The sequence below is a fragment of the Flaviaestuariibacter flavus genome, from assembly GCF_004337505.1.
GTDB classification, from domain to species: domain Bacteria; phylum Bacteroidota; class Bacteroidia; order Chitinophagales; family Chitinophagaceae; genus Flavisolibacter; species Flavisolibacter flavus.
Map to the genome: position 1 here is coordinate 93608 of NZ_SJZI01000043.1, position 19581 is coordinate 113188.

At 57.6% G+C, this 19581-nt stretch carries 17 protein-coding genes, 1 tRNA gene and 1 pseudogene; 11 read left to right on the forward strand and 8 right to left on the reverse strand.

The genetic code is table 11. The annotated features are described in order from the left end of the window. Positions 1-62: 62 nt before the first annotated feature. The 4 genes from nusB to coaE all read left to right on the forward strand — a co-directional run bounded on the left by nusB (position 63) and on the right by coaE (position 2531). Positions 63-992: a transcription antitermination factor NusB gene (gene nusB, locus EPD60_RS11955; protein WP_131449707.1), complete on the forward strand. Its 930-nt coding sequence runs from the start codon at positions 63-65 to the stop codon at positions 990-992. A 30-nt stretch (positions 993-1022) separates the two neighbouring features. Next, entirely contained in the window at positions 1023-1478 is a 456-nt protein-coding gene (locus EPD60_RS11960; RefSeq protein ID WP_131449708.1) for a DUF1573 domain-containing protein, read from the forward strand. A 27-nt stretch (positions 1479-1505) separates the two neighbouring features. Further along, on the forward strand, positions 1506-1832 hold the full coding sequence (gene yajC, locus EPD60_RS11965; protein WP_131449709.1) for a preprotein translocase subunit YajC: 327 nt from the start codon (positions 1506-1508) through the stop codon (positions 1830-1832). A gap of 93 nt (positions 1833-1925) precedes the next feature. Next, entirely contained in the window at positions 1926-2531 is a 606-nt protein-coding gene (gene coaE, locus EPD60_RS11970) for a dephospho-CoA kinase (protein ID WP_131449710.1), read from the forward strand. A 208-nt stretch (positions 2532-2739) separates the two neighbouring features. Here the strand turns inward: coaE and EPD60_RS11975 are convergent, their stop codons facing one another. Continuing rightward, a complete protein-coding gene (locus EPD60_RS11975; RefSeq protein ID WP_131449711.1) occupies positions 2740-3930 on the reverse strand; it encodes a pyridoxal phosphate-dependent aminotransferase in 1191 nt (396 codons plus the stop codon). Between the two features lie 120 nt (positions 3931-4050). Continuing rightward, entirely contained in the window at positions 4051-5334 is a 1284-nt protein-coding gene (locus EPD60_RS11980) for a serine hydrolase (RefSeq protein WP_131449712.1), read from the reverse strand. 119 nt (positions 5335-5453) lie between these two features. On the opposite strand from EPD60_RS11980, the gene secD reads away from it, so the two are divergent. After that, positions 5454-8393 (forward strand): protein translocase subunit SecD, encoded by a 2940-nt coding sequence (secD, locus tag EPD60_RS11985; protein ID WP_131449713.1) that lies wholly within the window; start codon positions 5454-5456, stop codon positions 8391-8393. Positions 8394-8825: 432 nt separating this feature from the next. Here secD and EPD60_RS11990 read toward each other — a convergent pair whose 3' ends face one another. From EPD60_RS11990 to EPD60_RS12000, 3 genes are all read right to left on the reverse strand, one after another. After that, positions 8826-11465 (reverse strand): valine--tRNA ligase, encoded by a 2640-nt coding sequence (locus tag EPD60_RS11990; protein ID WP_131449714.1) that lies wholly within the window; start codon positions 11463-11465, stop codon positions 8826-8828. A 142-nt stretch (positions 11466-11607) separates the two neighbouring features. After that, positions 11608-12255: a response regulator gene (locus EPD60_RS11995; protein ID WP_131449715.1), complete on the reverse strand. Its 648-nt coding sequence runs from the start codon at positions 12253-12255 to the stop codon at positions 11608-11610. An 8-nt stretch (positions 12256-12263) separates the two neighbouring features. Next, positions 12264-14495: a sensor histidine kinase gene (locus EPD60_RS12000; RefSeq protein ID WP_131449716.1), complete on the reverse strand. Its 2232-nt coding sequence runs from the start codon at positions 14493-14495 to the stop codon at positions 12264-12266. A 136-nt stretch (positions 14496-14631) separates the two neighbouring features. Between EPD60_RS12000 and EPD60_RS12005 the strand changes: the two genes are divergently transcribed. Next, positions 14632-15363 (forward strand): esterase family protein, encoded by a 732-nt coding sequence (locus tag EPD60_RS12005; protein ID WP_131449717.1) that lies wholly within the window; start codon positions 14632-14634, stop codon positions 15361-15363. A 55-nt stretch (positions 15364-15418) separates the two neighbouring features. On the opposite strand, the gene ligD (EPD60_RS17260) is transcribed toward EPD60_RS12005, so the two are convergent. The 3 genes and pseudogenes from ligD (EPD60_RS17260) to EPD60_RS12015 all read right to left on the reverse strand — a co-directional run bounded on the left by ligD (EPD60_RS17260) (position 15419) and on the right by EPD60_RS12015 (position 17861). Continuing rightward, the gene (gene ligD, locus EPD60_RS17260; protein ID WP_394346041.1) at positions 15419-16438 is read right to left on the reverse strand and encodes a non-homologous end-joining DNA ligase; all 1020 of its coding nucleotides are present in this window, start codon (positions 16436-16438) and stop codon (positions 15419-15421) included. A 54-nt stretch (positions 16439-16492) separates the two neighbouring features. Continuing rightward, positions 16493-17479 (reverse strand): annotated as a pseudogene (gene ligD, locus EPD60_RS17265) (non-homologous end-joining DNA ligase); the annotation flags it as partial. Between the two features lie 85 nt (positions 17480-17564). Further along, a complete protein-coding gene (locus EPD60_RS12015; protein ID WP_131449718.1) occupies positions 17565-17861 on the reverse strand; it encodes an ATP-dependent Clp protease adaptor ClpS in 297 nt (98 codons plus the stop codon). Positions 17862-18042: 181 nt separating this feature from the next. Between EPD60_RS12015 and EPD60_RS12020 the strand changes: the two genes are divergently transcribed. The 5 genes from EPD60_RS12020 to EPD60_RS12040 all read left to right on the forward strand — a co-directional run. Next, positions 18043-18411 carry a DUF6929 family protein gene (locus EPD60_RS12020; protein ID WP_131449719.1) on the forward strand — a complete coding sequence of 123 codons (369 nt, stop codon included), beginning with the start codon at positions 18043-18045 and terminating at the stop codon, positions 18409-18411. Positions 18412-18526: 115 nt separating this feature from the next. Beyond that, positions 18527-18604 (forward strand) — tRNA-Val (locus EPD60_RS12025). Between the two features lie 28 nt (positions 18605-18632). Continuing rightward, positions 18633-18887, forward strand: coding sequence for a GIY-YIG nuclease family protein (locus EPD60_RS12030; protein ID WP_131446651.1), 255 nt, complete (start codon positions 18633-18635; stop codon positions 18885-18887). Positions 18888-18983: 96 nt separating this feature from the next. Continuing rightward, positions 18984-19238, forward strand: a complete 255-nt coding sequence (locus EPD60_RS12035; protein ID WP_131446651.1) for a GIY-YIG nuclease family protein — start codon at positions 18984-18986, stop codon at positions 19236-19238. 96 nt (positions 19239-19334) lie between these two features. Beyond that, on the forward strand, positions 19335-19581 hold a 247-nt coding region (locus EPD60_RS12040), incomplete at its 3' end, for a GIY-YIG nuclease family protein (protein WP_131449720.1).

A 19581-nucleotide genomic window follows, 5' to 3' on the forward strand; every position in this document is an offset into this window, starting at 1 on the left:
ATTATCACATTACCGCATTACCGCATTCCGCTATCTTTGCCGGCTCTAAAGTTCTTAAGCCGATGATCAGCAGAAGGAATATCCGGGTGAAAGTGATGCAGACCTTGTATACGTGGACCACCCAGGCCGATGGCGCAAAAGACGCCGATGCGCAGCGACTCTTACAGAAGCATTTCGACCGTTCGCGCGACCTGCTGCAGTACATGCTTTATTTCCTGTCGGAGGTGGCGTCTTACGCCGAGCTGGACTCGTACCAGCGCCGCTCCAAGCACCTGCCGAGCGCCGAAGACCTGAACGTAAATATTAAGATCGCGGGCAACGAGCTGCTCTGGACCATCAAGGAAGATCCTTCCCTGGCGGCCGAGTGGAACCAGTCGAATGCCGCCAGCCGCATTGACCGCGACCTGGTGCGCAGCCTCTACCAGAAAATGGCGGCGAGCACCCAATACCACGAGTACATCGCCAGCGAGTCGCGCGAGCGCAAGAGCGAGCGGGCCATCCTCGAATTCATACTCGAAGAGCTGATGCTCCCCGACGACAACTTTATCAGCCATATCGAGGAGCTGTTCGCCAACTGGGACGACGACGGTGAAATGGTGGTGCAGATTATCCAGGGCTTTCTTCAGAAGCCGGCGGCCGTGCACATCGACCAGTTCATTTCGGGCGAGAAGCTGCAGTTTGCCAAAAGCCTGCTGAGCACGGTACTGGAAAAACGCGAGCACCTCGAAAGCTATATCCACCCCAAGTTGAAGAACTGGGACGCCGAGCGCATCGCCGCCCTCGACATGATCCTGATGAAAATGGGTGTAGCCGAGCTGCTCTACTTCGAAACCATCCCGCCCAAGGTTACCATTAACGAATACATCGAGCTGGCCAAGGAATACAGCACGCCCCAGAGCGGCCAGTTTATCAACGGCATTCTCGACGGCATTCATAAAGACCTGGTGACCGCCGGGGAGCTGCACAAAACGGATTTCCGTAAAAGCCGCTAAAGCTTAGCTTTGCCACGCAAACAAACGGTTATGAAAGCGATCCTCCTTCTTTCCGCCGCAGCTGTTACGCTGGCGGCCTGCAATGCCAACGATTCTTCGGCCGGCGCACAAAGCGATTCCGCCCACCGTGCGCGCGCCGAGCAGGTAATGCAGGATACGGCCAATTTCACCACCATCGAATGGCTCGACTCCACCAACCAGGACCTGGGCAAGGTGATGATGGGCGCCAAGGTGGAAGTGGTTTGGCGTTTCCGCAACTCGGGCAATAAACCCCTGGTGATCGAAAGGGCGCAGCCCGGCTGCGGTTGCACCGTGGCTGAAAAGCCCGAGGCGCCGATCGCCCCGGGTGGCGAGGGCCGCATCCGCGCCACCTTCGACAGCGAAGGCCGCGCCGGCTCCAACCACAAGAACGTGCTGGTGATGGCTAACACAAAGCCCCGCCAGGACCACGACCTGCAGTTTTCGATCGAAGTAGGCAACCAATAATTTTTCTCCAAACTACAATTGCACCATATGTACTTTTTACAAGCACAGCCAGGCGGCTCCGGTTTCTCGATGATCTTTATGGGTCTGATGATCCTGGTATTCTGGCTGTTTTTTATCCGCCCGCAGGCGAAGAAGCAGAAGCAGCAAAAAACCTTCACCGAAGGCATCCAGATCGGTGACCGTGTGGTAACTATTGCCGGCATCCACGGCAAGATCAACCGCGTGAACGATGACGGTACGATCAACCTCGAAGTGTCGCCGGGCTCTTACCTGAAAATCGAAAAGTCTTCCATCTCCATGGAGATGTCGAACGCGCTGAACAAGCCGGCGGTAACCACCGAGAAGAAGGCATAAGCCGTAAACCTGAGCCCCTTCGGAAAAGTGGCTCCTACAGGTTAGCAAAACTGACTTTACATTTACAACCGGGACGGATGTCCCGGTTTTTTTATGCTGAAAGTCGGACTCACAGGAGGGATCGGATCGGGAAAGTCGGTAGTGGCGCGGGTTTTCGCGGAGCTTGGTGTGCCGGTATACGATGCCGATGCCGCCTCGAAACGACTCTATGCCACGCATGCCGGACTGCAGCAAGCGCTGCGCGAACACTTTGGTGCCGACATTTTCAATGAAAAGGGACTCGACCGCGCGCGCCTGGCAGGCATCGTTTTCAATAACCCGGAGCAGCTCGAGCTGCTGAATGCCCTCGTGCACCCGCCCACCATTGAAGACGCCGAAAACTGGATGCGGACACAATCAAAACATCCCTACGTGATCAAGGAGGCGGCCCTTTTCTTCGAGGCGGGCTCGGCGGCGGGCCTCGATTATATCATCGGCGTGGACGCGCCGGCACACCTGCGCCTGCAGCGCGCGATGCGCCGCGATGGTGTTACCCGCGAAGAAGTGCAGGCCCGCATGAAGCGGCAGATAGACCCCGTGATCAAGATGATGCTGTGCGATTTTGTGATAAAAAACGACGAGCAGCAGCTGGTAATCCCGCAGGTGCTGGAGCTGCATGAAAAGCTGCTGTCGCTTTCGTTGGCGAAGCCGACAGCGTAGCTGTCATTGCGAGCGTAGCGAAGCAAACTCCCCGACCTGAAGACTGTCAATTGTCATTGAGAGCTTCAGCCTGCAAAATCCTGCCGGCTCCAACCACCCTGCGTAAATCAGGAGTTTGCTTCGCTGCGCTCGCAATGACGCCGAAGGCGTCGCTGATGCGACGCCTTCGGCTTTAATATCTAACATCAAACATCTAACATCAGCCATTTTACTTCAGCTTCGCCAGCGCTTCCCTGATCCGCGCAAAGCCTTTTTCAATATTCTCCATGCTGTTTGCAAAGGACAGCCGCAGGCACTGTTTGTCGCCGAAGGCCGAGCCGGTGACGGTGCTAACATGGGCCTTTGTGAGCAGGTACATCGACAGGTCGTCGGCATTGTTGATTTCCGTTTCGCCATCGGTTTTGCCGAAATAGGCATCCACGCAGGGGAAAGCGTAAAAGGCGCCGTCGGGCTCCACGAAGCGGAAGCCGGGAATGCCGGCCATCAGCTCCAGCACGCGGGTGCGGCGGCGGGCAAACTCCGCTACCATGGCCTTGGTGGCATCCAGCGGTGCTGTGAGTGCGGTGATTGCGGCGCGCTGCGTGATGGCATTGGTACCCGACGTGAATTGCCCCTGGAGCTTTTCACAGGCCTTCGCAATCTCCTTCGGTGCCGCAAGGTAGCCCAGGCGCCATCCCGTCATCGCAAAGCCTTTCGAGAGGCCGTTGATGACGATGGTGCGGTCTTTCATCCACGCAAACTGCGCGATGCTTTCCATGCAGTTGTTGTAGTTGATGTATTCGTAGATCTCGTCGGAGATCACCAGTACGTTGGGATGCTTCCGGAAAACCTCCGCCAGCCCCTGGAGTTCGTCACGGCTGTAAACGGCGCCGCTGGGATTGCAGGGCGAGGAGAACATGAACAGGCGCGTCTTCGGCGTGATCGCTTCCTCCAACTGCTGCGGGGTGATTTTGTAGCTGTGGTCGATCGACCCGGGAATCCTGCGCACCACCCCTTCGGCCAGCTGTACGAGGGCTTCGTAGGTCACCCAGAACGGCGTGGGAATGATGACCTCATCGCCGGGGTTGATGACGGCAAGCACGGCGTTGGCAAGACTGTGCTTGGCGCCGGTGCTGACGATGATCTGGTCGGGAGTATACTCGAGGCGGTTATCGCGCTTCAGTTTGGCGCACACAGCCTCCCGGAGGTCGAGGTAGCCGGCAACGGGCGTATAATGGCTCCAGTTGTCGTCAATGGCCTTCTTGGCGGCTTCCTTGATATGCTCGGGCGTGTCGAAGTCGGGCTCGCCGAGGCTGAGGTCCACGATATCAATTCCCTGGGCGCGCAGTTCGCGACCCAGCTTGGCCATGCGCAGTGTTTCGGGTTCGTTGAAAAGCAGCAATCGTTTCGCTAATTCCATGAGTTGCAAGTGAAGGGGCAAATGTAAGGAGATAGAAGGCAGAAGTGTGATCTTGGATGTCCGATCTCCGATCTCTGATGTCGGATATGCCTGACATCGATACTGCGGGTTGGTGCCACCCTAGCGCGGAAGCGCCGAGAGGTCGGGACGGCGGGCACGCGGACGGGCCCTTTCATAGTCGAGCAGGACTTCGCCGAGGTGTTGCATGAAAGGATAACCTGCCGTATTGTAATCATAGCGGTCGTCGTTGTAGATGCCGTCGCTGTTGCATGAAATGACGGCGCTCAGAAAGAACTCGACGCCCGCGTCAAAATCAACGATATAAGCGGCGTCCACCAGGAAGCCGTAGGCGTTGCCGATCTTATTGAAAATGCGCACGCCCGGCCGGGGCTTGCCGCGGCCCGCTCCATAAAGCAGGAACTTGGCATAGGTGTCCGGAAAGCGGGTGCTGTCATAGCGCGGGAAGTCGGCCTCGCGCGGCCACCGCGAAGCCCAGTACAGCAGGAAGCGTCGCGACTCCTCGCCGATCCGGAAACGCTGTTTCGGCGGCAGCGCATCGGGCATGGCCAGGCTGATCATCATCTGGTGCAGGTAGGGGAGCGGGAGCCGGTTGCGGCGCGAGAAATCGAAGGGCTCGTTCACGAGCGTACTGCCCCGTATGAAGCCGGTTCCGAGCCGTTCGCTGCGGGGAGCATAGCGCAGGCTGCTTACCCGGGGTTGCTGGGCGTATTGCAGGTGTCCTGCCGTATCGAAGAATTGAACGGGGTTGGTAGCACGGTTGGCGGCTTCGGGCAGTGAGATCGCGAGCCGGTGCACGATCTGGGTGCTGTCGTAGCCCATTGCCTGCAGGCTTTGGTTCAGGTATTCCTGTCCCAGGAATTCATACAGGCGGTTGAAGGCGTCGTTATCGCTTACAAGCAGCGCCTTGCGGATATAGGTTTCGATCGTCGGGCGACCGTCCGGCGCTTCCGGGTCGTTGTAAACGCGCGCCTGGCCGGGCCGGGCTGCTTCCGTAATCATCGTGCTGCTTTTATCGAGCCCCGGGATCCCGAGCTCTTCGAGCCGCTGCAGGGCCAGGGCCGCGGCCGGGAGCTTTACGGTGGACGCCGGGTAGAAATAGCGCGTAAAGTCGCCCCAGCCGAAGTGGGTGAGGTGCGGGTGGTTGGCGCTGTCGCGGTCCACGCGGGTGTAAAGGATCTGGATGCCCCAGCGTGGCTGGCGGAGCAGGGTGTCGAACCATTCGGGATGACTGCGGAGCAGGGAGTCGAGCAGGGGATCGGCGGCCGGAACGGCCCTGAGCGGCGGGGCGGCCGCGGCGGCGCGCCGGGCGGGGCGGCAGGCGCTGAAAAGGGTAGCTAAGACGAAAGCCGCGACAGCGGCCCATTTGGCGATCCCGGTTGTCATATCGTTAAATTGCCGTAATGCCTTGTCCAATGGCCTTTTATAGCCGTCGGACACCGCGAAGAAAGCAGGTGAATGTAAGCCGAAAAGGCTATATTTGCCCCTCTTTAAAAAAACCGTGTATGCAATTGAAAGGCCTGGTCCGTTTCTTCACGATCCTGCTGATTCTTTACTCGATCTATGAATTATCCTTTACCTGGGTGGTGCGCAGCCATGAGAACAAAATGATGGCTAAGGCCAAGACACAGGTGAACTTTAATTACCGGGGCAGCAACCCTCCGGCGGCGGAAAAAGACCAGGCAGTACAGCAGCGCTACAAGCGCTTGCTCGACAGCACAAAGAGTGTAACCGTTCATTATGGCCCCACCGGTGCCATTTCGTACCAGCAGGCAAAAGAAAACGAGCTGAACCTCGGCCTCGACCTGCAGGGTGGTATCAACGTAACCCTCGAAGTGGAACTGGGCGGACTGCTGCGTTCCATGGCCAACAACTCCAAAGATCCCATCTTCCTCCAGGCGCTTGCCAATGCTGAGAAGGCAAAAGCCAACAGCAATGCCGACTACGTTTCGCTGTTCCGCCAGGAATACAAAAAGCTGAACCCGAACGGTCGTCTTGCCCAGCTCTTTGCTGTAGCCGGCCAGGACCGCATCAAGCCCAACGACGGTGATGACAAGGTGGAAGGCGCCATCCGCACCGAGGCCAACGATGCCTTCGACCGCACCTTCCGCGTACTGCGCACCCGTATCGACCAGTTCGGCGTTGCCCAGCCCAATATTAACCCCGACCGCGACCGTGGCATCATCACGGTAGAACTCCCCGGTGTGCAGGACCAGGAGCGTGTACGCAAGTACCTCCAGTCTTCGGCCAACCTCCAGTTCTGGGAAGTTTACAATATGTCGGAGCTGCAAACCGGCCTGATGGCTGCCGATGCGGCATACAACAGCGCTGTTACCGGTGGCGACACCGCTGCTGCCAAGCGCCAGTCGCTGTTCATGAACATCCAGCCGATGCAGGCCGACAACGGCATCATCGGTTTCGTTCGTGTAAACGACACCGCCCTGGTTAGCGCCAACCTGAGCCGCCCCGAAGTTCGCGCCGCCCTGCCGGCCGACGTAAAGTGGGCCTTCGGTATCCCCGAAACGAAAGACAACAAGACCGCTGAATTCGTAGCCCTGCACGCCCTCAAGACCGGCGGCCGTGAAAAGGCCCCCATCGAAGGCGAAGGCATCACCGAAGCCCGCAGCGACTTCAACCAGGTGAATGGTCAGTCGGAAGTAACGATGAAGATGAACCCTTCTGCCGCGCGCACCTGGGCTAATATGACCGCCGCCAACACCGGCCGTTCCATCGCCATCGTACTCGACAACATCGTATACTCGGCTCCCCGTGTAAACGGTAAGATCGAAGGCGGCTCTTCCAGCATCTCCGGTTCTTTCTCGCCGGCTGAAGCCACCGACCTTGCCAACATCCTGAAAGCCGGTAAGCTGCCCGCCCCCGCCAAGATCGTGCAGGAGCAGGTAGTAGGCCCGACCCTGGGTGCTCACGCCATCAAAGGCGGTATGATGGCCTTCGGCCTCTCCTTCATTGTGATCTTCCTGCTGATGCTGGTTTATTACAACACGAGCGGCTGGGTAGCCAACATCGCCCTGATCCTCAACCTGCTGTTCACCATCGGCGTACTCACCGGCCTTGGTGCCACGCTGACCGCCGCCGGTATCGCGGGCCTCGTGCTTACGATCGGTATGGCGGTGGATACCAACGTAATTATCTATGAGCGTATCAAGGAAGAACTGACGAAAGGCAAGAGCTACCCGCAGGCCGTCAGCGAAGGCTACCGCCGCTCGCTGCCGCCGGTGCTCGATGCCCACGTAACTACCCTCCTTACCGCTATCATCCTCTTCTCCTTCGGTCTCGGCCCGGTGAAAGGTTTTGCCACAACCCAGATCATCGGTATCCTGCTGTCGCTGTTCTGCGGCATCCTGGTAAGCCGCTGGGTGAGCGATATCTTCATGCGCAAAGGCCGTCACCTCGAGTACTTCACCGGTGTTTCGAAGCGTGTGTTCAAGCATGCCGCATTTAAATTCATCGAATACCGCAAAGTGGCGTACGCCATCTCGTTCGTGGTGCTGGCACTCGGCGTTGCCGCGATCTTCCATGGCTTCGACGAGGGTGTGGAATTCAGCGGTGGCCGCAGCTACCAGGTGCGTTTCGACAAGCCGGTGAATGTTGACCAGGTGCGCGACGACCTGAAGGCTTCCTTCGGTGCGAACCCGGTGATCAAGACCATCGGCAGCAACAACCAGCTGGACATCACTACGTCATACCTCATCACCGATACCCGCCCGGCTGCCGACTCCATCGTGGAAGGCAAGTTGATGGCCGGCCTGTCCAGGCACCTCCCGGCTGGTACTACTTACGAGCAGTTCGACAAGAACTACAAGCTCGGTTCCACCACGGTGCTGCCGACGATTTCCGATGACCTGAAGACCGGTGCCAAGTGGGCTACCTTCTGGTCGGTGCTGATCATCGCCCTTTATATCTTCATCCGCTTCCGCGACTGGCGCTACTCGATGGGTACGATCGTGGCCCTGGCGCACGACGTACTCGTGACCCTGGCCGTGTTCTCCTTCCTCCGCGAGATCGTTCCCTTCCCGCTGGAGATCGACCAGCACTTCATCGCGGCCATCCTGACCGTTATCGGCTTCTCGATGAACGATACCGTGATCGTGTTTGACCGTATCCGCGAATACACCCGCCAGATGGTGGGCGCACCCAAGGAAGTGGTCATCAACAAGGCCATCAACGATACGCTGAGCCGTACGATCATGACCTCGCTGACCGTGTTCCTTACCATCCTCATCCTGTTCCTGGTAGGTGGTGAAGTAACCCGCGGCTTCGCCTTTGCGATGTTGATCGGTGTGGTTACCGGCACGTATTCCTCGATCTTCGTGGCAGCCCCGATCCTGGTGGATATGGGTGGCAAGCGTTCCCTTGGCGGCAACGAGCCGGTAGCGAACGCCGAGCCGGTTGTAAGCTCGAAGAAAGAGCTGGCCAAGCACTGATTTTCCGGAAAAGCATAATAGTGAAGCCCTCCGCAGCCGCGGGGGGCTTTTTTTGTCTGAACCGGAAAGGGGCGGGAGGAAATGAGGATGGTGCCGGTGCTGAACGTTTGCCGGCCGTACCGCATTTTGCGTCAGCGAGATTGAAAATTCAGTCTCCGGATGCGAAAATTCAGTCTCCGGATGTGAAAATTCAGAGTCCGGATGTGAAAATTCAGAGTCGGGATGCGAAAATTCAGACTCCGGATGCGAAAGTTCAGATCCCGGATGTGAAAACCCATCATCGGGGTGCGAAAATTCGGACTGGCGATCCGAATTTCGAGAGCGCGCCTTCCAATTTTCGCATCCGGAATGCGAAAATTGGAATTTCCGAAGCGAAAATGAAAAGGGCCCTTTTCAGGGCCCTTCGGGTAATATTCGTTGCTGCGCTTCCGATCAACCAAGAAGCGCCAGGCTCTTTTCAATCGCCTCGATCTTTTCTTCGGCATCGCGCTGTTTCTTGCGCTCGCTTTCCACCACTTCGGGCTTGGCATTCTGCACAAAGCGCTCGTTGCCCAGCTTTTTGGCTACCGACTCCAGGAAGCCGCGGTAGTAATCGAGGTCCTTTTGAAGTTGCTCGCGCTGCACCGACGTGTCGACGGCCTGCTCGGAAGTGATGTAGAACTTGTTGGTGCCCAGCACCACGGCGATGGAGCCCGGAACGGCATCGTTCACGAATTCGATTTCCGCGTTCGCCTGCTTGCCCAGTATCGGCCGGATGGCGGTAAAGGCTGCCTGCTTGTCTGTCTGGATCGAAACCGTAACGGGGTCTTTCGGCTTCAGGTTGTTCTTTACCCGGGCATCGCGGAGCGCCGAAATGGCTTCCTGCAGCAGCGTGCCCTGGGCGATAAGATCAGCGTTAACCGCTCCCGCAGGCGTGAACTGCTTCACACAGAGGTCGTCGGAGCGCTCCGCCAGCTGGTGGTAGATTTCCTCGGTGATAAAGGGCATGAACGGGTGGAGCAGCTGCATCAGCTCGCTGAAGAAATCGACCGTTTTGCGATATACAGCGGCGTCGATGGGTTGCTCGAAACCGGGCTTGGCCCATTCGAGGTACCAGCTGCAGAAGTCGTCCCAGATCAGCGAATAGATCGTCTTCAGCGCTTCCGAAAGACGGAAGCCCTTGTAGAGGTCTTCCAGCTGCGCCTTCACCTGGTTGAGGCGCTGCTCGAACCATTGCACGGCAAAAGGAAGGTTCCCGGCTTCCTGGTTGTTGTCGCCCTGAGCTTGCCGAAGCGACCACATCTTCACCAGCTTCAGGGCATTCCAAAGCTTGTTGTTGAAGTTGCGTCCCTGCTCGCAGCTCGAGTCGTCGAACAGCAGGTCGTTGCCGGCGGGGGAGGAGATGAGGATGCCAAAGCGCACGGCGTCGGCACCGAAGCGGTCGATAAGATCGAGCAGGTCGGGCGAGTTGCCGAGGCTCTTGCTCATCTTGCGTCCCTGCTTGTCGCGCACCATGCCGGTGAAGTACACATGCTCGAAGGGGCGCTCGTGCTTGTATTCCATGCCCGCCATGATCATACGCGCCACCCAGAAGAAGATAATGTCCTGGCCGGTAACGAGCACGTTGGTGGGGTAATAATATTCAATCTCGGGGTTGCCCGGTTTGCTGATGCCGTTGAACACTTCCATCGGCCACAGCCAGGAGGAGAACCAGGTGTCGAGCACGTCCTCGTCCTGGTGAATGGTCACTGGTGAATGGTCAATATTATGCTGCGCTTTGAATTTGGCCACAGCTTCTTCCACGGTTGCCGCCACTACGAACTTCCCATCGGCGTCGTACCAGGCCGGGATGCGCTGGCCCCACCACAGCTGGCGGGAGATGCACCAGTCCTTGATGTTTTCAAGCCAGTATTTATAGGTAGCCAGGAAGCGCTCCTCGGGGTGGATCTTCACCTCGCCGCTCGTGACCGCGTCGAGCGCGAGGCCGGCGAAGTGCTTCATCTGAACGAACCATTGCGTGGAGATGCGGGGCTCTACCACGGCGTTGCTGCGCTGCGAGTAGCCAAGGCGGGTGCTGTATTCTTCTTCCTTTACCAGGGCGCGATCGGCACGCAGCTGCTCCACGGAAGCCTTGCGGGCTTCAAAGCGGTCCATGCCGACAAACACCTCGGCGGCGGCGCTCAGCGTGCCGTCCGGGTTGAGCGTGTCGATGGTGGGCAGGCCGTGCTTGAGTCCCAGGTTGTAGTCGTTGATGTCGTGAGCCGGCGTCACCTTGAGGGCGCCGGTTCCGAAGGCGGGATCCACGTATTCGTCGAAGATGATCGGAACGGCGCGGTTAACGAGGGGCACGATGATCTTTTTGCCTTTCAGGTGTGCATAGCGCTCGTCGTTGGGGTTCACGCATACCGCGGTGTCGCCCATGATGGTTTCCGGACGCTGCGTGGCGATGGTGATGTATTCATCCGAACCCTCTACCCGGTAACGTACATAATAGAGCTTACCGGTGATGTCCTTGTATTCCACTTCCTCGTCGGAGAGCGCGGTCTGCGCGGCGGGGTCCCAGTTGATCATGCGGGCGCCACGGTAGATCAGTCCCTTTTCGTAGAGGTCAACGAATACCTTGATGACGGCCTCGTAGTAATGGTCATCCATGGTGAAGGTGACGCGGTTCCAGTCGACGGAGCAGCCCAGCTTTTTGATCTGGTGGTAGATGATGCCGCCATATTTCTCCTTCCACTCGAAGGCGTACCTGAGGAATTCGGGGCGGGAGAGCTCGCTCTTTTTGATGCCTTTTTCTTTTTCCAGCATCTGTACCACCTTGGCCTCGGTGGCGATGGAAGCATGGTCGGAGCCGGGCACCCAGCACGCGTTGAAGCCGCTCATGCGGGCATGACGAACCAGCACATCCTGAACCGTTTCGTTGAGGGTATGGCCCATATGCAGCACGCCGGTGACGTTGGGCGGCGGGATCACCACCGTAAACGGCGGGCGATCGTCGGGGGTGCTGTGGAAATAGCCTTTTCCTTCCCAGTGGGCGTACCAGGATGCTTCTACCTGGCCGGGCTCGTAATTCTTCGAAAGCGTATTGTTCATGATGACCGTTCTAAACGTGAAATTGGGGGGCGAAAATACAAAATCGTGAGCGGTGAGCCGTGAACCGTGAGCAAAAAGAAACCGCAAAGCCCTGCTTTGCGGTTTTGTAAGCGCCAGCCGTTCACGGCTGACTGTTCACGACTTAGTTATCGAAATCCAGCTGGCTGTTGTTGATGTAGTTCACCAGCGCGGCTGCGTTCTTGAGGTTGAGTTTTTTGAGGATGTTGTAGCGGTGTACTTCCACGGTCTTCACCGAAATGTTGAGGGCGTCGGCAATTTCTTTCGAGGAGTGGCCCTTCTTGATGAAGGAGATGATCTCGATCTCGCGCTGGGAGAGGGAGTTGAGGCCGGTCTGCTGGTCTTCGCCCGAAATGACCTGCTCGGAGAGAATATTCTTGATCTCGTCGCAGATGTATTTTTTCCCGTTGTTGATCTCCATGATGGCTTTGAACATCTCTTCGCGGGAAGAGTTCTTGGTTACATAGCCCATCGCGCCTTTCTGCATCATCTTCCGGGCATAGGTGGGCTGGGTATGCAGCGATACACCGAGGACTTTCGAGCCCGGGGAGAATTTCCGGATGAGTTGCGTCGCTTCGATCCCGTTCATCCCGGGAAGGTTGATATCCATGATAACGATATTGGGACGCAGGTTTTTAGCCAGCTCAACGGCTTCTTCACCGGAGCCGCTCTCGGCTACTACGGTAAAGCGGGGATCGGTATTCAGAATAAAGCTCCAGGTCTCGCGTACAAGTGTGTGGTCGTCGGCGATCAGAATCGTGATTTTGTCCATGCTGGAAGTTATACGGTTTTCAGTGGCAAATGAATGATAAGGCTACAGCCACGCTGCGGAGCGCTTTCAACACGCAGCGTACCGTTCGCCAAATATACCCTATTTTCTATATTCCGCAGACCGGCGCCGCGTTTCACTGCCGCGGGGTCAAAACCAACGCCGTTGTCGCTGATCAGCAGGTGGAGCTCTTCACCGTCGCGGCGTATCCCGATTGCGATCCGGTCCGCGCCCGAATGCCGGAGCGCGTTGCTCAGCGCCTCCTGCACAATCCGGTAGAGCATTAGCTGCACATTATCGGCCAGCAGCTCGTCCAGCCCGGGTTCGACGTCGAGCTGCACCTGTAGTTTCCGGGTCAGGTTGACGCTTTCCACGAGGTCGCTGATCGCCTCCATCAGGCCCAGGTCGCCGAGGCTCGGGTTCATCAGCGAGCGCGACAGCTGGCGGATCTCGTTGATGACATAAATGACGTTCTTCGACGCTTTTTGAATGAGCTCTTCCCGCAGTTCTTTGTTGCTCATGGAGAGCTCGAGGTAAAGCTTCGTGGTGGTCAGCACCTGGTTGACGTTGTCGTGCAGTTCCTTGCCGATCTCGGCGCGCTCCCGTTCCTGTGTTTCGATCGTCGCCTGGCTGATGAGTTTTTGCCGGGTGAGGGTCTGGCGCTCCCGTTGTTTGCGCTCGCTGATATCCTGCATCGCGCCGATCATCCGGGTGGCCTTGCCCTCGGCATTGCGCAGCACATAGCCCCGGTCGAGCACGTCGCTCCAGCTTCCGTCGGACCGCAGGAAACGGTACTCGCCTCTCCAGAAGTCGCTGTCAGGGTCCTCCAGCAGGCGGTTGAGGCTGTTCAGCATGCCCGGCCGGTCGTCGGGGTGCACCAGCGCCTCCCAGCGGTCGATCGGCACCTCGGAGCCGGCATGGCCGAAGAGGGTGCTGATGCCCTCGCCCCAGTAGAGGTCGTTGGTCACCAAGTCCCAGTCGTAAAGCGCGTCCGAGGTGGCCCGTGTGGCGAGCTGGAACCGTTCGTGGCTGCGCAGGAGCGCGTCCTCGGCGGCGATCTGCTCGGTAATGTCTTTGATGATGATGATGCGTGCCGGGCGGTCGTCGTACCGGATCAGCTCTGATGTGATTTCGATGTGTACGGCGCGGCCGTCGCGGTGATTGTAGGTGAGCCGCTGGGCCAGGCGCGACCGGTCAATGCGGCGCCGGAATTCTTCGGTGGGCAGGTTGCCGCGCCAGAGCTCCTCGAGCTGCATCCCGGCCAGCTCCTCGCGCGGTGTGCCGCAGAAGGCCGCTGCTTCGCGGTTGGCGCGGATCACCTCACGGGTTTCCGCGTCGATGATGAGGCAGGGCAGCGGGTTGCTGTCGAAGAGCAACCGGTAATTCTGTTCCGACTGGTGCAGGCGTCGTTCCGCTTCGATGGTGCTGGTTACATCATCATGGGTTCCGATCATCCGAAGCGGGAGCCCGTTGGCGTCGCGGGCCACCACCATGCCGCGGGCATTGACCCACCGATAGCTGCCGCGGGCGTCTTGGATGCGGTACGTATACTCGTAATAAGTTTGGTGGGAACGGACGAATTCTTCCATAGAGCGCAGCAGGCCGCCCATGTCATCGGGGTGGATCCGGTCCATCACTTCGGACAATTCAGGGCGCAGACTGCCTTCAGCAAAACCATATAACCGGTAGTACGAAGGCGAGAAGTAAATGTGGCCGGTGGTGAGGTCGTGGTCCCAGAGCCCGAGTTTGCTGCCTTCGAGGGCAAAGCGCCACTGCTCTTCGGAGCGGGCGAGGGCGCGCTCGGTGCGGCGCAGCTCGCTGATGTCGTGGGCAACCACCAGCACGCCGACGATCTTTCCCTGCTCGTCGCGGGCCGGCAGGAAAAAGTTGTGAAGACTGATAATGTCACCGCCTGTTTGAGACGGCACGTCGAGCCAGCTTTCGCGCTCCTTGCCGGCGAGCACTTCGGCGTACAGCTCGCGCAGCATCTGGTGACGCGTGGGGGGACTCAGGTCGAACACATGGGTGCCCGGCTGAATGACAATGCCGATATGCCGGCGCACCTGCTCCCAGGTGGTGTGGTTATAAAGCTGGATGCGCAGCTGCGTATCGATTAGCAGGAAGTATTCGTGGGTATTGGAATACAGCAGCCGGAGGATATCGATAGCAGGTGCCGGCAGTTCGGGGAAGCCGCCGTCAGGTTGGGCCTCGCGGCCCGGTATCTGGTAAGATGATTGTTCCAAGGTACGCAGTTGATATCGGCTGTTCCAGCCCGTAATATTCCTTTAAAGTTAAGAGCAGGGAACCATAAAAAATAACCCGGCCGCGAAGCAAGCTGCCGTTTTTTTGTGTTACTTGTGCGTTCACCCTGGTAATGTTATGGAAAGAAAGATCACCTCCTGGTATAGCGAAAGACTTCAGAAAGAAATGCCCGTGGCAACGTACGGCCACTTTGGATTTGCACTGCTGCTGGTGCCTACCGCGGCGGCCGACTACCTCGAATACGAACGGTTCCAGCTGATCGATGCATTGGCACCTTTTATCGACGGTGGCAAGGTGAAGGTGTTTTCGGTCAACAGCATCAACAACGAAAGCTGGCTCAACAATCATATGGATCCGCGTCACAAGTCGATCCGTCACCAGCAATTCAACAGCTATATCTATGAGGAAGTGATTCCGTTCATCCGTATGAATACGAGCGCGGAGACACCCATCATTGTATGTGGCGCTTCCTTCGGTGCGCTGCATTCGATGAACCTGTTTCTGAAGCGCCCTGACCTGATCAACGGCGTGATCGCCATGAGCGGTGTGTACGACCTGACGGAATATACCAAAGGCTACTGGGACGACGACGTCTATTTCAACAGCCCGCAGCACTATATGCCCAACCTCACCGACCACGGTGTGCTCGAGCAGATCCGACGCAGCAATCACATTCATTTATTCTCCGGCAGTGGTCCTTACGAAGACCCCAATGCCGCGCGAAGCTTCGCCGGCATCCTCTATGGCAAAGGCATCAACTATGAGCTCGACATCTGGGGCGAAGAGTGGCGCCACGACTGGGATACCTGGCGGAAAGTGCTGCCGCATTACCTCGGCACGCGGTTCTGAAAATTTCAACCGTAAAGAAGAGCAGGAGAACCCGGTGAGGTGCCTGCTCTTTTCTTTATCTATGCGCTGTTGGCGGCTGTCCTTTGATCAATCCGGTTAAAGCGCGCTCTGCCTTTTCAATCGATATTCCCTTGCCCAGCACGCCTTTGAACAGGTCGCCGGTTTCGCGCACCCGGTCTGCGGCATTGACCATGGTAAAATCGGAAAGGCGGAGTCCTTTGCGTACTTCCTCCCATAACAGCGGCATGGATACCGTGGCTCCCGGTTTCGGACGCAACGAGTAGGGGGCGGCCACGGAGGCCTGCGGCCGGTTTTGCAGGAAGTCGATATAAACCATACCCTTCCGGTCTTCGGTGTGCCGCTCAATAGATGTGAATTTCGGCAGTTCGGCCTGCACGGCTCTTGCCAGCTTGCGCCCGAACTCTTTCGACTGCTCGTAGGCGTAGCGGCCGCCCAATGGAATGTAGATGTGAATGCCTGTCGACCCGGAAGTTTTGGGCCAGGAAGGCACCCCGATGCTTTCGAGCAATTCGTGCGTTACCTGCGCCGCGCGGATCACCTGGCTGAACGGGTTGCCGTCGGGATCGAGGTCGATGATACACCAGTCGGGGTTGTCGGGCCGGCTCCTGCGGCTATGCCATGGGTTCATCTCGATGCAGCCAAGCGAGGCGATGTAGAGCAGGCTGGCTTCGTCGGTGCACACCAGGAACTCTTTTTCCCGGCGGTCCATAAAACTGTAGTAGGGGAAGGTTTCGATATACTCCGGAGCCTTGCCTTTTACATCTTTCTGGTAAAATGATTTCCCGTCGATACCGTTTGGATGCCGGTTGAGAATCTGCGGCCTGTCTTTCATGTAGGGCAACAGTAGCGGCGCCATCGCGTAGTAATAGTTGATCACGTCGCGCTTGGTATAGCCTTCCTTCGGCCAGAATACCTTACTCAGGTTGGTAAAGCGCAACTCGTGGCCGCCGATGGCGCGTGTCTGGCTTTCCTCGCTCGGGTTCAGCAATGTTTTGCGACCGCGCTTCACCGGCGCCGCCAATACCTTTTGCTCCACCAGTGCGTGTTTTTCCATGCGCGGTGCCTCGGCTTTCTCCCAGCGCACTTCCTTCGGTTTTTTGTCGGGCCGCAGGCCTTTGTATGAAGGTTGCCGCAGCGCGCCGGTTGATGATCGTTCGCGGTAATGGATCTCGGCCACGAGGCGGGGCTTCACCTAGAAAACATCGGCGGGCGGCGGTTCGGGGCGGAAGCGGGAAGGCTTGTTGTATTCAGGCACCTCCGAAAAGGGACAGGTGGGGGTGGCCAACGGGGCAAACTGCTCCAGCAATTCCAGCTGCTGCCTGCGGTTGAATCCGGTACCCACCGGGGTGACGAAACGAAACTCCTTTCCTTCGTAGATGCCAAGCAGCAGGGCGCTGAAGGGTTTGCTGCTGCCTTCGTTGATGGTGTACCCGCCGATCACCAGCTCCTGCGATTTTTCAGTTTTCACCTTCAGCCACTCGGGCGTACGCAGCCCGGGTGTATAAATGCTGTCGGGGTCTTTGGCCATCACGCCTTCCAGGTGCAGACTGCGGGCCTGCTCAAAGGCTTCCGATCCTTTTCCCGGGATCGGTTCGCTGACGCGGATAAAGGAGTGTTTCTTCGGAACTACAGCCCGAAGGATCGCCTGGCGCTCGCGCAGGGGCAGCTCCATCAGTGAGCGGCCCTCCAGCCACAGAATGTCGAAAAGGTAATAGAGGAGAGCGCCGTCGGCCTCGCTCCGCCAGGCCTGCAGCCCCGCAAAGTCGGGGAGGCCCTGCTCGTTAAGTACCACAAGCTCACCATCCAGCACCGCCTGCAAGGGCCATCCGGCAAGCGATTGCGTGAGCGGGTAAAATTTATCGTTGAAGGATTTGCCGTTGCGCGACCGTAGTTCTACGGTGCCTGCATCGAGGTAGGCGAGCGCACGATAACCGTCCCATTTCATTTCAAACTGCCAGCCCGGCTGCTCCGGAGTGCCGGAGACGAGCGTCGCCAGCATGGGTGCCAGGTTTTGCGGCATCGGAGCAATAGTGCCCTTTTTCCAAAGGCTGCGTGCGGCAGCCGTTAACCGGGTTGCGCTTGTGGATCGCTTCATGGTTAACAGGGAAGCAAAATCCGGTCCCGGGATGACTTATCTGGATAAATTGCCGGAACGGGTGAATAGCAAGGGCTTAGCTGCGTCAGGCCGGTACGCCTTCTACCGTTGCGTTGATGCCGCGGTCGATGATGGCCTCGGCTTTGCGTTTCATGTCGTCGAAGGTGCCGTATTGAACGGCGTACTTGCCGCGGAAGTGAATGATATACGCGCATTGCTCTGCCTGCTCGTGCGAATGGCCACAGATGTCAATGAGGGATTCGATCACCCATTCGAAGGTGTTGACCTCGTCGTTCCATACGATCAACTGGCAGGGTTCTTCCGTTGCCACATCCGTGTCCACAGATTCCAGGGGCTTCACAAATTCTTTCGAGAGAGGCATAGCGCGGTTTTTACTCCGCAAAGGTAAGCGCCCCGGCATAAAACCGAATGGCAGAGGCCCCGCAAAACGGCGCCGGGCGCGGACGGCGCTGAAATTCGCGGGCCGCAGGCCCGGAAAAGGAACGGGTGCGGCCTGCGGGCGGGTCGTTTTTCCATTTTGGTTTGGCCGGCAAACAACAATCATGTTCCGTACTTCCTGCACTTATCTGGTTTTCGTGATGTGCGCGCGCAGCGTTGCCGAAGATCGGCGGGCACGAGGCACGCTTCCCCGGCGCCGCCGCTTTAGACCGGGGCAACTTGTTTTTTTCGCATCGGTGGGGGCTACGACGCAATGGCATAAAGATGATGAAGTGCTCGGTTCTTATATCGGGATCTATGGCCTGAACGCGGGTAAGATTACCGCGCGCGCCGCTGGTAAACGCAGGGGGCAAAAGCTGCAACAGAAAATTGAATCGGTGGAAGTGCCGCACGGTGAAACCGGCGGAATCCTTGCCTGTGGGCGATTACAGACAATGATGATGGCTCGACCACCCTCTTTGAATTGGATCTGAATCACTTGCGCTGAAAAAATTTTTGCGTTGCGCTGATTTTTTTTTGGTGTGTAAACTTTGGCTCCTATATTTGCACTCCCAACGCGAACAACACGAAGGGAAAGTTCTTAAAAAAGGGAGTTTAGCTCAGCTGGTTCAGAGCATCTGCCTTACAAGCAGAGGGTCGGCGGTTCGAACCCGTCAACTCCCACCAAGAGCCCCGCAAATGCGGGGCTTTTTTTATGCCCTGTCATTTCTATATACTTTACTCTACGCAGCGTGATCGCTACTACATCGGTCACACCGGTGATACGCTGGAGCAACGCCTGCGGCGGCACCTTAGCGGCCACAAAGGTTTTACCGGCGCACAGGCCGACTGGACAATCGTTTACAGCGAGGAATTTGAAAATAAAGTGGACGCCTACGCACGCGAGCGCGAGATAAAGTCGTGGAAGAGCCGCAAACGAATTGAGCTTCTGATCAAAAGCCGTCGGTAGCGATGCTGGTTCAGAGCATCCCGCTTTCAGCGGGAGGGTCGGCGGTTCGAACCCGTCAACTCCCACCAAGAGCCCCGCAAATGCGGGGCTTTTTTTATGCCCTGTCATTTCTATATACTTTACTCTACGCAGCGTGATCGCTACTACATCGGTCACACCGGTGATACGCTGGAGCAACGCCTGCGGCGGCACCTTAGCGGCCACAAAGGTTTTACCGGCGCACAGGCCGACTGGACAATCGTTTACAGCGAGGAATTTGAAAATAAAGTGGACGCCTACGCACGCGAGCGCGAGATAAAGTCGTGGAAGAGCCGCAAACGAATTGAGCTTCTGATCAAAAGCCGTCGGTAGCGATGCTGGTTCAGAGCATCCCGCTTTCAGCGGGAGGGTCGGCGGTTCGAACCCGTCAACTCCCACCAAGAGCCCCGCAAATGCGGGGCTTTTTTTATGCCCTGTCATTTCTATATACTTTACTCTACGCAGCGTGATCGCTACTACATCGGTCACACCGGTGATACGCTGGAGCAACGCCTGCGGCGGCACCTTAGCGGCCACAAAGGTTTTACCGGCGCACAGGCCGACTGGACAATCGTTTACAGCGAGGAATTTGAAAATAAAGTGGACGCCTACGCACGCGAGCGCGAGATAAAGTCGTGGAAGAGCCGCAAACGAATTGAGCTTCTGATCAAAAGCC

Excerpts from the sequence above, each read along its gene's own strand:
- nusB (WP_131449707.1), top strand. The coding sequence starts at position 63 with ATGATCAGCAGAAGGAATATCCGGGTGAAAGTGATGCAGACCTTGTAT.
- EPD60_RS11960 (WP_131449708.1), top strand. The coding sequence starts at position 1,023 with ATGAAAGCGATCCTCCTTCTTTCCGCCGCAGCTGTTACGCTGGCGGCC.
- yajC (WP_131449709.1), top strand. The coding sequence starts at position 1,506 with ATGTACTTTTTACAAGCACAGCCAGGCGGCTCCGGTTTCTCGATGATC.
- coaE (WP_131449710.1), top strand. The coding sequence starts at position 1,926 with ATGCTGAAAGTCGGACTCACAGGAGGGATCGGATCGGGAAAGTCGGTA.
- EPD60_RS11975 (WP_131449711.1), bottom strand. The coding sequence starts at position 3,930 with ATGGAATTAGCGAAACGATTGCTGCTTTTCAACGAACCCGAAACACTG.
- EPD60_RS11980 (WP_131449712.1), bottom strand. The coding sequence starts at position 5,334 with ATGACAACCGGGATCGCCAAATGGGCCGCTGTCGCGGCTTTCGTCTTA.
- secD (WP_131449713.1), top strand. The coding sequence starts at position 5,454 with ATGCAATTGAAAGGCCTGGTCCGTTTCTTCACGATCCTGCTGATTCTT.
- EPD60_RS11990 (WP_131449714.1), bottom strand. The coding sequence starts at position 11,465 with ATGAACAATACGCTTTCGAAGAATTACGAGCCCGGCCAGGTAGAAGCA.
- EPD60_RS11995 (WP_131449715.1), bottom strand. The coding sequence starts at position 12,255 with ATGGACAAAATCACGATTCTGATCGCCGACGACCACACACTTGTACGC.
- EPD60_RS12005 (WP_131449717.1), top strand. The coding sequence starts at position 14,632 with ATGGAAAGAAAGATCACCTCCTGGTATAGCGAAAGACTTCAGAAAGAA.
- ligD (WP_394346041.1), bottom strand. The coding sequence starts at position 16,438 with ATGGAAAAACACGCACTGGTGGAGCAAAAGGTATTGGCGGCGCCGGTG.
- EPD60_RS12015 (WP_131449718.1), bottom strand. The coding sequence starts at position 17,861 with ATGCCTCTCTCGAAAGAATTTGTGAAGCCCCTGGAATCTGTGGACACG.
- EPD60_RS12020 (WP_131449719.1), top strand. The coding sequence starts at position 18,043 with ATGTTCCGTACTTCCTGCACTTATCTGGTTTTCGTGATGTGCGCGCGC.
- EPD60_RS12030 (WP_131446651.1), top strand. The coding sequence starts at position 18,633 with ATGCCCTGTCATTTCTATATACTTTACTCTACGCAGCGTGATCGCTAC.
- EPD60_RS12035 (WP_131446651.1), top strand. The coding sequence starts at position 18,984 with ATGCCCTGTCATTTCTATATACTTTACTCTACGCAGCGTGATCGCTAC.